The 13,269-nt window shown below is 34.1% G+C and carries 12 protein-coding genes; all 12 read left to right on the top strand.

The features are described 5' to 3' along the window. Positions 1-142: 142 nt before the first annotated feature. Positions 143-574: a division/cell wall cluster transcriptional repressor MraZ gene (mraZ, locus tag JMUB898_RS08510; RefSeq protein ID WP_002442408.1), complete on the top strand. Its 432-nt coding sequence runs from the start codon at positions 143-145 to the stop codon at positions 572-574. A 14-nt stretch (positions 575-588) separates the two neighbouring features. Continuing rightward, on the top strand, positions 589-1,524 hold the full coding sequence (gene rsmH / locus JMUB898_RS08505; protein WP_037541375.1) for a 16S rRNA (cytosine(1402)-N(4))-methyltransferase RsmH: 936 nt from the start codon (positions 589-591) through the stop codon (positions 1,522-1,524). A 12-nt stretch (positions 1,525-1,536) separates the two neighbouring features. Then, a complete protein-coding gene (gene ftsL / locus JMUB898_RS08500) occupies positions 1,537-1,938 on the top strand; it encodes a cell division protein FtsL (RefSeq protein ID WP_002442411.1) in 402 nt (133 codons plus the stop codon). Further along, the gene (locus tag JMUB898_RS08495; protein ID WP_126501976.1) at positions 1,919-4,255 is read left to right on the top strand and encodes a penicillin-binding protein; all 2,337 of its coding nucleotides are present in this window, start codon (positions 1,919-1,921) and stop codon (positions 4,253-4,255) included. Before ftsL ends, JMUB898_RS08495 begins: the two co-directional genes overlap by 20 nt. Before the next feature lie 181 nt (positions 4,256-4,436). Next, positions 4,437-5,402 (top strand): phospho-N-acetylmuramoyl-pentapeptide-transferase, encoded by a 966-nt coding sequence (gene mraY, locus JMUB898_RS08490; RefSeq protein WP_044466293.1) that lies wholly within the window; start codon positions 4,437-4,439, stop codon positions 5,400-5,402. A 1-nt stretch (position 5,403) separates the two neighbouring features. Further along, entirely contained in the window at positions 5,404-6,753 is a 1,350-nt protein-coding gene (murD, locus tag JMUB898_RS08485) for a UDP-N-acetylmuramoyl-L-alanine--D-glutamate ligase (RefSeq protein WP_002442417.1), read from the top strand. A 15-nt stretch (positions 6,754-6,768) separates the two neighbouring features. Further along, positions 6,769-8,184: a cell division protein FtsQ/DivIB gene (locus tag JMUB898_RS08480; RefSeq protein ID WP_044466292.1), complete on the top strand. Its 1,416-nt coding sequence runs from the start codon at positions 6,769-6,771 to the stop codon at positions 8,182-8,184. Positions 8,185-8,287: 103 nt separating this feature from the next. Next, entirely contained in the window at positions 8,288-9,688 is a 1,401-nt protein-coding gene (gene ftsA / locus JMUB898_RS08475; protein WP_002442420.1) for a cell division protein FtsA, read from the top strand. 32 nt (positions 9,689-9,720) lie between these two features. Then, positions 9,721-10,905 (top strand): cell division protein FtsZ, encoded by a 1,185-nt coding sequence (gene ftsZ, locus JMUB898_RS08470; protein WP_002442422.1) that lies wholly within the window; start codon positions 9,721-9,723, stop codon positions 10,903-10,905. Positions 10,906-11,179: 274 nt separating this feature from the next. Next, positions 11,180-11,971 carry a peptidoglycan editing factor PgeF gene (gene pgeF, locus JMUB898_RS08465; protein WP_037541550.1) on the top strand — a complete coding sequence of 264 codons (792 nt, stop codon included), beginning with the start codon at positions 11,180-11,182 and terminating at the stop codon, positions 11,969-11,971. Between the two features lie 17 nt (positions 11,972-11,988). Continuing rightward, positions 11,989-12,663, top strand: coding sequence for a YggS family pyridoxal phosphate-dependent enzyme (locus JMUB898_RS08460; protein WP_002442427.1), 675 nt, complete (start codon positions 11,989-11,991; stop codon positions 12,661-12,663). After that, the gene (locus tag JMUB898_RS08455; protein WP_002442429.1) at positions 12,660-13,268 is read left to right on the top strand and encodes a cell division protein SepF; all 609 of its coding nucleotides are present in this window, start codon (positions 12,660-12,662) and stop codon (positions 13,266-13,268) included. The genes JMUB898_RS08460 and JMUB898_RS08455 overlap by 4 nt, the downstream gene beginning before the upstream one ends. Position 13,269: the final 1 nt, after the last annotated feature.

Below are 13,269 nucleotides of genomic sequence, written 5' to 3'. Positions count from 1 at the left end.
ATAACGGCGTTTAAGCCCATTTTATCTTTTCGATAAAATGGGCTTTTTTGTGTTTGATCAAATAATTTGAACTATTTTTGCATAATTAGTGGAGGATAGTGGGGAGATGTGGTAAATTATAAATAAGGTGAGGTGATAAAAAATGTTCATGGGAGAATACGATCATCAATTAGATACAAAAGGACGTATGATTATACCGTCCAAGTTTCGTTATGACTTAAATGAACGTTTTATTATCACTAGAGGCCTTGATAAATGCTTGTTTGGATACACGCTTGAAGAATGGCAACAAATTGAAGAGAAGATGAAGACCTTACCTATGACTAAAAAAGATGCACGTAAATTTATGCGTATGTTCTTCTCTGGTGCTGTTGAAGTTGAACTAGATAAGCAAGGGCGTATTAACATTCCTCAAAATTTAAGGAAATACGCTAATTTAACCAAAGAATGTACAGTAATTGGGGTTTCAAATCGTATTGAGATTTGGGACAGAGAAACTTGGAACGATTTCTATGAAGAATCTGAAGATAGTTTCGAAGATATTGCTGAAGATTTAATAGATTTTGATTTTTAAATGGAGGAATTAAAGTGTTTCATCACGTCAGCGTTATGTTAAACGAAACCATTGATTATTTAAATATAAAAGAAGATGGTGTGTATGTTGATTGTACGCTTGGTGGTGCAGGGCACGCCCTTTATTTACTTAATCAATTAAATGATGAAGGTAGACTTATAGCGATTGATCAAGATTTAACAGCCATAGAAAATGCAAAGGAAGTTTTAAAAGAACATTTGCACAAAGTCACTTTTGTTCATAACAACTTTCGAGAATTAACGAATATTTTAAAAGAACTCAACATTGAAAAGGTAGATGGCATCTATTATGACCTCGGTGTTTCGAGTCCACAATTAGATGTCCCTGAAAGAGGATTTAGTTATCATCATGATGCGAAATTAGACATGCGTATGGATCAAACTCAATCATTATCTGCATACGAAGTAGTGAATGAATGGTCCTACGAAGCATTAGTTAAGATTTTTTATCGTTATGGAGAAGAGAAGTTCTCAAAGCAAATTGCTAGAAGAATTGAAGCGAATCGTGAACAACAACCGATTGAGACGACTTTACAACTTGTCGATATCATCAAAGAAGGCATACCCGCGAAAGCAAGACGTAAAGGCGGTCATCCTGCTAAGAGAGTTTTTCAAGCAATTCGAATAGCTGTTAACGATGAATTATCCGCGTTTGAAGATTCAATTGAACAAGCAATTGAAAATGTAAAGGTGAACGGAAGAATTTCGGTCATCACGTTCCATTCATTGGAAGATCGCTTATGTAAGCAAATCTTTCAAGAGTACGAAAAAGGACCGGAAGTTCCGAGAGGATTACCAATTATTCCTGAAGCATACTCGCCGAAATTAAAACGTGTAAATCGCAAACCGATAACCGCTACTGAAGAAGATTTAGACGAAAACAATCGTGCGCGTAGTGCAAAACTACGTGTTGCAGAAATTTTAAAATAAGGAGTAATTGAAATGGCTGTAGAAAAAATTTATCAACCCTATGATGAAGCAACACAAACCAGTATCCCACAAAGACAACCGCAATCTCGTCCTGAGAAACAAACAGTCAAAAGAAAAGTGGTTGTACAATTAACTAGATTCGAAAAAGTTTTATACATAACACTTATTACTGTAATTGCCATGATTAGTATATATATGCTATCTTTAAAAATGGATGCGTACGACACGCGAGGAAAAATTGCAGATTTAGATCAAAAAATAGAGAAACAATCTAGTGAAAACAGCGCATTAAAATCTGAAATCAAGAAAAACTCTTCTTATGAACGCATTTACGATAAGGCTAAAAAACAAGGTATGAGCCTACAGAACGACAATGTAAAGGTAGTGCGTAATAATGGCGAAGCGAAAAATTAAAATTAAAAAAAAAAAAATAGGGGCAGTCCTACTAGTTGGTTTATTCGGACTGCTCTTTTTTATATTGGTTTTAAGGTTCTCATACATTATGATTACTGGTCATTCTAATGGTCAGGATTTAGTGATGAAGGCAAATGAAAAGTATTTAGTAAAAAATTCGGAACAACCAGAACGAGGAAAGATATATGACCGAAATGGTAAAGTTCTAGCCGAAGATGTCGAAAGATACAAGGTAGTAGCAGTCGTGGATAAAAAGGCGAGTCAGAATAGTAAAAAACCACGTCATGTCGTTGATAAAAAGAAAACAGCAAAACAATTATCTAAAGTTATAGATATGAAACCTAGTGAAATTGAAAAACGTTTAAATCAGAAAAAAGCCTTCCAAGTGGAATTCGGTCAAAAAGGTACAAATCTGACTTATCAAGATAAAGAAAAAATTGAAAAAATGGATATGCCTGGTATTTCACTATATCCAGAGACAGAACGTTTCTATCCTAATGGCAATTTTGCTTCCCATTTAATTGGAATGGCACAAAAAGATCCAGACACTGGCCAATTAAACGGAGCATTAGGTGTTGAAAAGATTTTCAATAGTTATTTAAACGGTACACAAGGCGCACTTAAATATATTCAAGATATTTGGGGTTATATTGCTCCTAATACTAAAAAGGAACAACAACCTAAGCGTGGAGATGACGTTCATTTAACACTTGATTCTAATATTCAAGTCTTCGTCGAAGAAGCGCTCGATGGTATGGTAGAAAAATATGCTCCTAAAGACTTATTCGCTGTAGTGATGGATGCAAAAACAGGAGAAATTCTCGCTTACAGTCAGCGTCCTACTTTTAATCCAGAAACAGGAAAAGACTTTGGTAAAAAGTGGGCAAATGACTTATATCAAAACACGTATGAACCTGGTTCAACATTTAAAACATACGGTTTAGCTGCAGCAATTCAAGAAGGTAAGTTTAAACCAGATGAAAAATATAAGTCAGGACATCGAGACATCATGGGCTCCGAGATTTCAGACTGGAATAAAACAGGTTGGGGTAGAATCCCAATGTCACTAGGATTTACTTATTCATCCAATACATTGATGATGCACTTACAAGACTTAGTAGGCGCAGATAAAATGAAATCTTGGTATGAACGCTTTGGATTTGGTAAAAAAACAGGTGGAATGTTTGATGGCGAAGCAGCTGGGCATATTGGTTGGTCTAATGAATTGCAACAAAAAACAACTGCATTTGGACAATCTACGACAGTAACGCCGGTACAAATGATTCAAGCGCAATCAGCTTTCTTTAATAAAGGAAATATGCTAAAACCTTGGTTTGTTAGTAGTATTGACAACCCTGTCACTAAGAAAAATTACTATAGTGGGGAAAAACAATATGCAGGTAAACCAGTGACTGCAGATACAGCCAAAAAAGTAGAAAACGAACTTGATAAAGTTGTTAACAGTAAACAAAGTCATGCAATGAATTATCGTGTTAAAGGCTATGATATTGAGGGTAAAACAGGTACAGCACAAGTGGCCGATTCAAATGGTGGAGGTTACGTTAAAGGTGAAAATCCATACTTTGTAAGCTTTATCGGTGATGCACCTAAGAAGAACCCGAAAGTCATTGTTTATGCTGGTATGAGTTTAGCTCAGAAAAATGATGAAGAAGCTTATGAAATGGGTGTAAGTAAAGCATTTAAACCAATCATGGAGAATACACTTAAGTATCTAAATGTTGGTAAATCAAGCGACTCTACATCAAAAGCAGATTACAGCAAGGTACCGAATGTTGAAGGTCAAGAAATGCAAAAAGCAGAGGATAGCTTGAATGCTCAATCGCTTAAACCAGTTACAATCGGTAGTGGCAAACAAATTAAAGCGCAATCTGTAAAAGCAGGCACTAAAATATTGCCACACAGTAAAGTATTATTACTCACTGATGGTGATGTAACAATGCCTGATATGACAGGTTGGACTAAGGAAGATGTGTTAGCATTCGAAGACCTGACCCACATCAAAGTTTCAACTAAAGGTAATGGTTTCGTTACAAATCAAAATGTAACTAAAGGTCAAACATTGAAAAGTAAAGACAAAATTGAAGTAACTTTATCAGCAGACAAGACAGATGAAAACGATGACGAGTCTGACGATACGGGTTCTGATAAACAATCAAAATCTGACGATAAATCATCAGATAAGCATAAATCAGACTCATCTTCAAAATCAGATTCAAAGAATAGTTCAAGTTCTGACTCTAAAAAAGACTCCAATAGCAATTCAAATAATAAATCAAGTTCCAATGACGATAGTTAATGGAACTGAGTAAACAAATGAGGTTGGGATTATCATTTTAGGGATTAACTTAGAAATGGTCCCAACCTTATTTATTAATATTTTAAGTTTTATATGAAAACAAAGAGAAAACTGATAAACTATTAAAGGTTATTTACAATCAAACGAGTAAAAATTAGAAAGTGAAGAAAAGGAGATTCATATGTTCTTTATATATGCGATCATCGCACTACTCATAACATTTATATTAGTTCCAGTGCTTATTCCAACTTTAAAAAGAATGAAGTTTGGACAAAGCATTAGAGAAGAAGGTCCACAAAGCCACATGAAAAAAACAGGAACACCTACGATGGGTGGGCTTACATTTTTAATTAGTATCATTATTACTTCTGTGATTGCGATTATTTTTGTTGATAAATCAAATCCAATCATCTTGTTATTATTTGTTACTATAGGCTTTGGATTAATCGGATTCATTGATGATTACATTATTGTAGTTAAAAAGAACAACCAAGGTTTAACAAGTAAACAAAAATTCTTAGCTCAAATAATAATTGCAGTTATTTTCTTTGTATTAAGTGACGTATTTCATTTAATCAATTTTACTACAAATTTACATATTCCATTTTCTAACTTCGATATCCCATTATCATTTGCCTATGTCTTATTCATTGTCTTCTGGCAAGTTGGATTTTCAAATGCGGTGAATTTAACTGATGGATTAGACGGATTAGCTACAGGATTATCTATTATAGGATTTGCAATGTATGCGATTATGAGTTTTATTCTTGATTCACCAGCTATTGGTATATTCTGTATTATCATGGTGTTTGCTTTATTAGGATTCCTTCCTTATAACTTAAATCCTGCAAAGGTATTTATGGGTGATACAGGTAGTTTAGCTTTAGGTGGTATCTTTGCTACCATTTCAATCATGCTTAATCAAGAGCTGTCACTTATATTTATCGGTTTAGTTTTCGTTATTGAAACCTTATCAGTGATGTTACAAGTTGCTTCTTATAAATTAACTAAAAAGCGCATTTTCAAAATGAGTCCAATTCACCATCATTTCGAATTAAGTGGTTGGGGAGAATGGAAAGTTGTAACTGTATTTTGGACGGTAGGTTTAATTTCAGGATTAATCGGATTATGGATTGGAGTGCATTAGAATGCTAAATTACACAGAATTAGAAAATAAAAATGTTCTAGTAGTAGGATTAGCTAAAAGTGGATATGAAGCAGCAAAAATATTAGCTAAATTAGGTGCGAATGTCATCGTGAATGATGGCAAGGATCTTTCACAGGATGCACACGCTAAAGATCTCGAATCAATGGGCATCGAAGTTGTAAGCGGCGGACATCCTTTATCTTTGCTAGATAATAATCCAATTATTGTTAAGAATCCTGGTATACCTTACACTGTTTCAATTATCGACGAAGCTGTACGTAGAGGATTAAAAATATTAACTGAAGTAGAATTAAGTTATCTTATATCAGAAGCGCCAATTATTGCAGTAACTGGTACAAATGGTAAGACAACTGTCACGTCACTTATCGGTGATATGTTTAAAAAAAGTGTATTAACAGGTCGTCTATCTGGAAATATTGGATATGTTGCTTCTAAAGTCGCTCAAGAGGCTCGTCCTGATGAATATTTAATTACAGAGCTTTCTTCTTTCCAATTATTAGGGATTGAAAAGTATAAACCTCACATTGCAATTATTACTAATATTTACTCAGCACATCTCGATTATCATGAAACATTAGAGAACTATCAAAACGCGAAGAAACAAATTTATAAAAACCAAACTAAAGATGATTACTTAATTTGCAATTATCATCAAAGACATTTAATTGAGTCAGAAAATCTTAAGGCGAAAACCATGTATTTTTCTACTCAGCAAGAAGTGGACGGTATTTATATTAAAGACGGATTCATTGTATATAATGGCATTCGTATCATAAATGTTAAAGATTTAGTTTTACCAGGCGAGCACAACTTAGAAAATATTTTGGCTGCAGTATTAGCTGCCATTTTGGCAGGCGTACCAGTTAAAGCCATCGTTGATAGTCTGACAACTTTCTCAGGAATTGATCATAGACTTCAATACATTGGTACAAATCGTACGAATAAATACTACAATGATTCCAAAGCAACTAATACTTTAGCTACACAATTTGCTTTAAATTCATTTAAACAACCTATTATATGGTTATGTGGTGGATTAGATAGAGGCAATGACTTTGATGAGTTAATTCCATATATGAATAACGTTCGTATTATGGTTGTTTTTGGCGAAACTCAGGAAAAGTTTGCTAAACTAGGTAATAGCCAAGGTAAATACGTAATCAAAGCTACAGACGTTGAAGATGCTGTTGATAAGATTCAAGAAGTAATTGAACCAAATGATGTGGTGTTACTATCACCAGCTTGTGCAAGTTGGGATCAATATAATACATTTGAAGAACGTGGTGAGAAATTTATCGAAAGATTCCGAGCACACTTGCCATCTTATTAAGGAGTGTGAATGCTCATGGATGAAAAAAATAAACATAGTAATGATAAAGTGTCGCGTATAGAAGATTTCACTTCACATCAAAGAGAAGAAAACGATAACGATGATTTAGGGCTTTTCAGAAGAAATAAAGACTTTCGAAATCGTAAAAGAAAACGTTTCGGCGATAAAGTGAACGAAGAGGAATTGGCAAATCATGAACATCAAAGAGAGGACGATACTCAAGATAAGCATTTAGAACGAAATGTTGAGAATAGTTCAAATCAAGATTCACCTCATGATGCCTTAGATAAAAGTAATGATACTAAACAAGATGAGACGATCGATGTGGATAGTGATGACAATCTCAATGAATCACAAGCACATAACGACAATCTTGAAGAGAAGAACGAGACTGATCAACAAGAAGATAAAGAGGCTTCTTCTGATAGCGATAATGAACTCAAATCAACTGAGGACAATGCGCAAGATAAAAAAGAGGATAAAAAGAAAGGTTTGCTTGGCTCATTACCGTTTATAAATAAAAATAAGCGTTCGTCAGGTAATAAAGATCAACAGGTCGAGCCTAATAGACCTATGACGCTTGAAGAAAAAAGAGCGTTACGTCGACAACGACATAAGAGGATTCAATATACAATTATTACGCTATTAGTACTATTGATTGTTATTTTCTTACTATATATGTTCACACCACTGAGCAAGATTTCAAATGTGAATGTAAAGGGTAATAATAACGTGAGTACTAGTAAAATTAATAAAGAACTTCATGTTACTTCTCATTCTAGAATGTATACGTTTAGTAAACGTAAAGCAATTAATAATTTAAAGAAAAACCCTTTAATCAAAGACGTAGAAATTCATAAACAATTACCTAATACTTTAAATGTTAAAGTGACAGAGTATCAGGTAGTCGGTTTAGAAAAAAACAAAGATAATTATGTGCCAATCATCGAAGACGGTAAAGAATTAAAAGACTATAGTGATGATGTTTCACACGATGGTCCAATCATTGACGGTTTCAAAGGCAACAAAAAAACAAATATGATTAAAGCTTTATCTGAAATGTCTCCAGAAGTTAGGAGCATGATTGCTGAAGTAAGCTATGCCCCAGCAAAGAATAAGCAAAATAGAATAAAGATTTTTACAAAGGATGATATTCAAGTTGTAGGAGATATTACAACAATTGCTAATAAAATGAAATATTATCCGCAGATGTCTCAATCGCTAAGTAGAGACGATTCTGGTAACCTTAAAACGGATGGATACATTGATTTATCAGTAGGTGCATCATTTATTCCTTATGGAGGTTCATCAGGAGCTGAATCAGAAACTGATCAGAATGTAACAAAATCGACACAACAAGAAAGTGAAGCAAAAGAAGAGTTACAAAGTGTATTGAATAAAATTAATAAACAATCAAAAGATAATAATTAAAAAAATTCGGTAATAGTATGTGTTTATAGTTCACAAGCTATTCAACGTATTGTAAACTAAACATAGTGTATTTTAATAGTAATTTGTCAGGAGGTGCCTATCTATGGAGGAACATTACTATGTAAGTATAGATATAGGTTCATCAAGTGTAAAAACAATAGTAGGCGAAAAATTTCACAATGGAATAAATGTGATAGGTACAGGACAAACCTACACTAGCGGTATCAAAAATGGTCTGATTGACGATTTCGATATTGCGAGACAAGCAATTAAAGATACGATTAAGAAGGCTTCAATTGCCTCAGGTGTAGATATAAAAGAAGTATTCTTGAAGTTACCTATCATTGGTACCGAAGTATACGATGAATCAAATGAAATTGAATTTTATGAAGATACTGAAATTAATGGAACACACATCGAAACGGTGTTAGATGGTATCCGTGATAAAAATGATGTAGCTGAGACAGAAGTTATCAATGTCTTTCCTATCCGATTCGTGGTAGATAAAGATAATGAAGTTTCAGACCCTAAAGAATTAATTGCAAGACACTCTTTAAAAGTAGATGCAGGCGTGATAGCCATTCAAAAATCTATTTTAATCAATATGATTAAATGTGTTGAAGCATGTGGTGTTGACGTATTAGATGTTTACTCTGATGCTTATAACTATGGATCTATTTTGACAGCTACTGAAAAAGAGTTAGGCGCATGTGTCATCGATATTGGTGAAGATTTAACTCAAATCGCATTTTATGAACGTGGCGAATTAGTAGATGCAGATTCTATTGAAATGGCTGGACGTGATATTACAGATGATATTGCTCAAGGCTTAAATACTACATATGATACTGCCGAGAAGATTAAACATCAATATGGTCATGCTTTCTATGACTCAGCTTCAGAGCAGGATGTATTTTCAGTAGACCAAATTGATAGTGAAGAACATGTTCAATATACTCAAAAGGACTTAAGCGATTTTATTGAGCAACGCGTTGAAGACATATTCTTTGAAGTATTCGATGTTCTTCAAGAACTTGGTTTAACAAAAGTAAATGGCGGATTTATTGTGACAGGTGGCTCTGCTAACCTACTTGGAGTAAAAGAATTATTACAAGATATGGTAAGTGAAAAAGTTAGAATTCATACACCTTCACAAATGGGAATTAGAAAACCTGAATTCTCTTCTGCAATTTCAACAATTTCTAGTAGTATCGCTTTTGACGAGTTATTAGATTATGTTACAATTAGTTATCATGATAATGAAGAATTTGAAGAGGAAGTTATCGAGTCTAATGATAAAGATAACGAATCTAAATCAAGCGGTTTTGATTGGTTTAAACGTAAATCAAATAAGAAAGATACTTATGAGGAAGAGCCTGAAGCACCTCATGAAGAAACATACGAAGACCGCGTAAATCAACACGAAGATGAACATCATCAATCAGAAGGTAAAGAAAAAGAAGAAGGTAAATTTAAAAAATTAATGAAATCTCTATTTGAATGATTATTGGCCATTAAGACTAGGAGGAAATTTAAATGTTAGAATTTGAACAAGGATTTAATCATTTAGCTACATTGAAAGTCATCGGTGTAGGTGGCGGCGGTAACAACGCTGTTAATCGTATGATTGACCATGGTATGAATAACGTTGAGTTTATCGCAATCAATACAGACGGACAAGCTTTAAACTTATCTAAAGCAGAATCAAAAATCCAAATCGGTGAAAAATTGACACGTGGTCTTGGTGCAGGTGCTAACCCTGAAATTGGTAAAAAAGCAGCTGAAGAATCTCGTGAACAAATTGAAGATGCTATCCAAGGTGCAGATATGGTATTCGTAACTGCTGGTATGGGTGGCGGTACTGGTACTGGTGCAGCTCCTGTTGTTGCTAAAATTGCTAAAGAGATGGGTGCTTTAACTGTAGGTGTTGTTACTCGTCCATTCGGCTTCGAAGGTCGTAAGCGTCAAACACAAGCAGCAGCTGGTGTTGAAGCTATGAAAGCAGCAGTAGATACATTAATCGTTATCCCTAATGATCGTTTATTAGATATCGTTGATAAATCAACACCTATGATGGAAGCATTCAAAGAAGCAGATAACGTATTACGTCAAGGTGTACAAGGTATCTCAGATTTAATCGCAGTATCTGGTGAAGTGAACTTAGACTTTGCTGACGTTAAGACAATTATGTCAAATCAAGGTTCTGCATTAATGGGTATCGGTGTATCTTCTGGTGAAAATAGAGCAGTAGAAGCAGCTAAAAAAGCAATCTCTTCTCCATTATTAGAAACTTCAATTGTTGGTGCACAAGGTGTGCTAATGAATATTACAGGTGGAGAATCACTTTCATTATTCGAAGCTCAAGAAGCAGCGGATATTGTTCAAGATGCAGCTGATGAAGATGTAAACATGATTTTTGGTACAGTTATTAATCCTGAACTACAAGATGAAATTGTTGTTACAGTGATTGCAACAGGCTTTGAAGATAAACCTTCTTCTCAAGGTCGTAAGTCTACAAGCACTGGTTTCGGTTCAAGCGTGAACAGTGGTTCTACAAGCCAAAGTCACTCTACACCGAAAGAGGATTCATTTGCTACAAATTCTTCTAGCTCACAAGCTTCAGAAGGTGTAAGCGAAAGAAGTCATACTACTAAAGATGACGATATTCCTAGCTTTATTAGAAATAGAGAAGAAAGACGTTCTAGAAGAACTAGACGTTAATATATACTTAACAACTCACTTAAAAAGCCATCAGTTAAATGTCTGATGGCTTTTTAGTTTGTGCTTTTTACTTTTTACAAATTTGAAGAAGGTTAGCAAATAATATTTGTTTAAATAGTGAGTAAGATGTCATCCTTTAAAAATAAGTAAACTCATACATATACTTGCAGTTTAAATGTAAGAATAGATGATATATAATAGTTTTATAATATACTTTATTGTGATGATGACTAGCAATCTTTTAAATTACATTCTCGTATGGTGGTGAAACATGATGGTGGAAAGATTTATAAAGAAAGAACATTATTTAGATTATGACGTAAAACATTCACAAAATATTAAGTTAGGTTTCACAACAAGAGAGAATGGTTTAAGTCTTTATCCTGAATATGCGTTTAATATGGCAAGATATGTTGATGACAATCAAGATAATATTACCGAGCATCAAAAGATGCTAGCTAGTGACATTGGTTTCGATAGAGAAAACTGGGTATTTCCTATACAAACTCATGAAAATAAAGTCGCTAAAATCACACAAGATCATAAAGGGGTAAATATTAAAGCGTTAACTGATAACTTATATGGTATAGACGGTATATATACCTATGAACCGAATATATTATTAACGATGTGTTATGCAGATTGTGTGCCAGTATATTTCTATAGTGAAAGTCATGGATATGTGGGTTTAGCTCATGCAGGATGGCGAGGTACGTATGGTGAAATTGTCAAAGAGATGGTAAAAAGAATCGACTTTGACCTTAAAGATTTACAGGTTGTCATCGGACCATCAACGTCTAATACATACGAAATTAATGATGACATTAAAAGTAAATTTGAAACGCTAACGATTGATACCTCAAAATATATTGATACTCGTGATAAAAATAGACATGGAATTGATTTGAAAAAAGCGAATGCATTGTTACTCGAAGAAGCTGGTGTGCCTTCTGAGAATATTTATATTACCAATTATGCTACTTCGGAGAACTTAGAACTATTTTTCTCTTATAGAGTTGAAAAGGGAAACACTGGGCGTATGTTAGCATTTATAGGACGAAAGTAAAGTGAGGTGGAACTCAAATGAGTGTCAAACAGAATTTAAACAAAATTGAAGAAGAAATTAGCAATCATATTGAAAAAAATTCCATTTCAGCACAACCTCACGTGATTGCTGTGACAAAGTATGTTACAATAGAGCGAGCTAAAGAAGCTTATCAAGCAGGCATTAGACACTTTGGTGAAAATAGATTAGAAGGCTTCAAAGAGAAGAAAGCAGCATTACCTGATGACGCTATTTTTCACTTTATTGGCTCTTTACAATCTAGGAAAGTCAAAGACGTCATCAATGAAGTTGATTATTTTCATGCATTGGATCGCCTAAGTTTAGCTAAGGAGATTAATAAAAGAGCAAATCATGTCATATCTTGCTTTGTGCAAGTGAATGTTTCTGGGGAAGAATCAAAACATGGTATCGCTTTAGACGAAGTTAATGAATTTTTAAATGAATTAAAAGATTATGAGAACATCAAAATTGTTGGTTTAATGACTATGGCACCACTAACAGATGATGCTTCGTACATTAAATCAATATTTCACGATTTAAGACATAAAAAAGAAGAAATTCAACAATTCAATTTAGAACATGCACCATGTACTGAATTATCGATGGGAATGAGTAATGACTATCAAATCGCAGTTGAAGAAGGTGCAACCTTTGTCAGAATTGGGACTAAACTTGTAGGAGAAGAGGAGTGAGCCCCTTGGCTTTGAAGGATTTATTTAATGGATTTTTTGTAGTAGAAGATGAAGAAGAAGTAGAAGCGCCAGAAGAACGTGAATCTGCTAGATCACGCGAGCGTGCTCAAGATCGTGATGTGGAGTCGCGCAATGAAAATACGACACCAGCACAAACACAAAATAATATAAGTAGACAAAATGCGATTAAATCTGTACCACAAAAGAGTACAAACAGACAAAATGCTACATCTGAGGAAAGGAATTATCGTATGAATAATAATTCAAAGAGTAATTCTCGTAACGTTGTCACTATGAACCAATCGTCTCAAAGTTATTCAACGCAGGAAAGTTCAAAAATGTGCTTATTTGAACCACGCGTTTTTTCAGATACTCAAGATATCGCTGATGAGTTGAAAAATAGACGTGCTACATTAGTTAATTTACAACGTATTGATAAAGTATCTGCAAAACGTATTATTGACTTCTTAAGTGGTACAGTCTATGCCATTGGTGGAGATATCCAACGCGTAGGTACTGATATTTTCTTATGTACACCTGATAACGTGGAAGTTGCTGGAAGCATAACTGATCATATCGAAAGCATGGAGCAACATTACGAATAAG

Origin of the sequence: Staphylococcus caprae, assembly GCF_003966625.1 — a bacterium.
In the GTDB taxonomy this organism is placed as follows: Bacteria; Bacillota; Bacilli; order Staphylococcales; family Staphylococcaceae; genus Staphylococcus; species Staphylococcus caprae.
This window is presented reverse-complemented; position numbering and strand designations above follow the sequence as displayed.

Excerpts from the sequence above, each read along its gene's own strand:
- JMUB898_RS08495 (WP_126501976.1), top strand. The coding sequence starts at position 1,919 with ATGGCGAAGCGAAAAATTAAAATTAAAAAAAAAAAAATAGGGGCAGTC.
- ftsL (WP_002442411.1), top strand. The coding sequence starts at position 1,537 with ATGGCTGTAGAAAAAATTTATCAACCCTATGATGAAGCAACACAAACC.
- ftsA (WP_002442420.1), top strand. The coding sequence starts at position 8,288 with ATGGAGGAACATTACTATGTAAGTATAGATATAGGTTCATCAAGTGTA.
- ftsZ (WP_002442422.1), top strand. The coding sequence starts at position 9,721 with ATGTTAGAATTTGAACAAGGATTTAATCATTTAGCTACATTGAAAGTC.
- JMUB898_RS08460 (WP_002442427.1), top strand. The coding sequence starts at position 11,989 with ATGAGTGTCAAACAGAATTTAAACAAAATTGAAGAAGAAATTAGCAAT.
- pgeF (WP_037541550.1), top strand. The coding sequence starts at position 11,180 with ATGGTGGAAAGATTTATAAAGAAAGAACATTATTTAGATTATGACGTA.
- murD (WP_002442417.1), top strand. The coding sequence starts at position 5,404 with ATGCTAAATTACACAGAATTAGAAAATAAAAATGTTCTAGTAGTAGGA.
- JMUB898_RS08480 (WP_044466292.1), top strand. The coding sequence starts at position 6,769 with ATGGATGAAAAAAATAAACATAGTAATGATAAAGTGTCGCGTATAGAA.
- mraY (WP_044466293.1), top strand. The coding sequence starts at position 4,437 with ATGTTCTTTATATATGCGATCATCGCACTACTCATAACATTTATATTA.
- mraZ (WP_002442408.1), top strand. The coding sequence starts at position 143 with ATGTTCATGGGAGAATACGATCATCAATTAGATACAAAAGGACGTATG.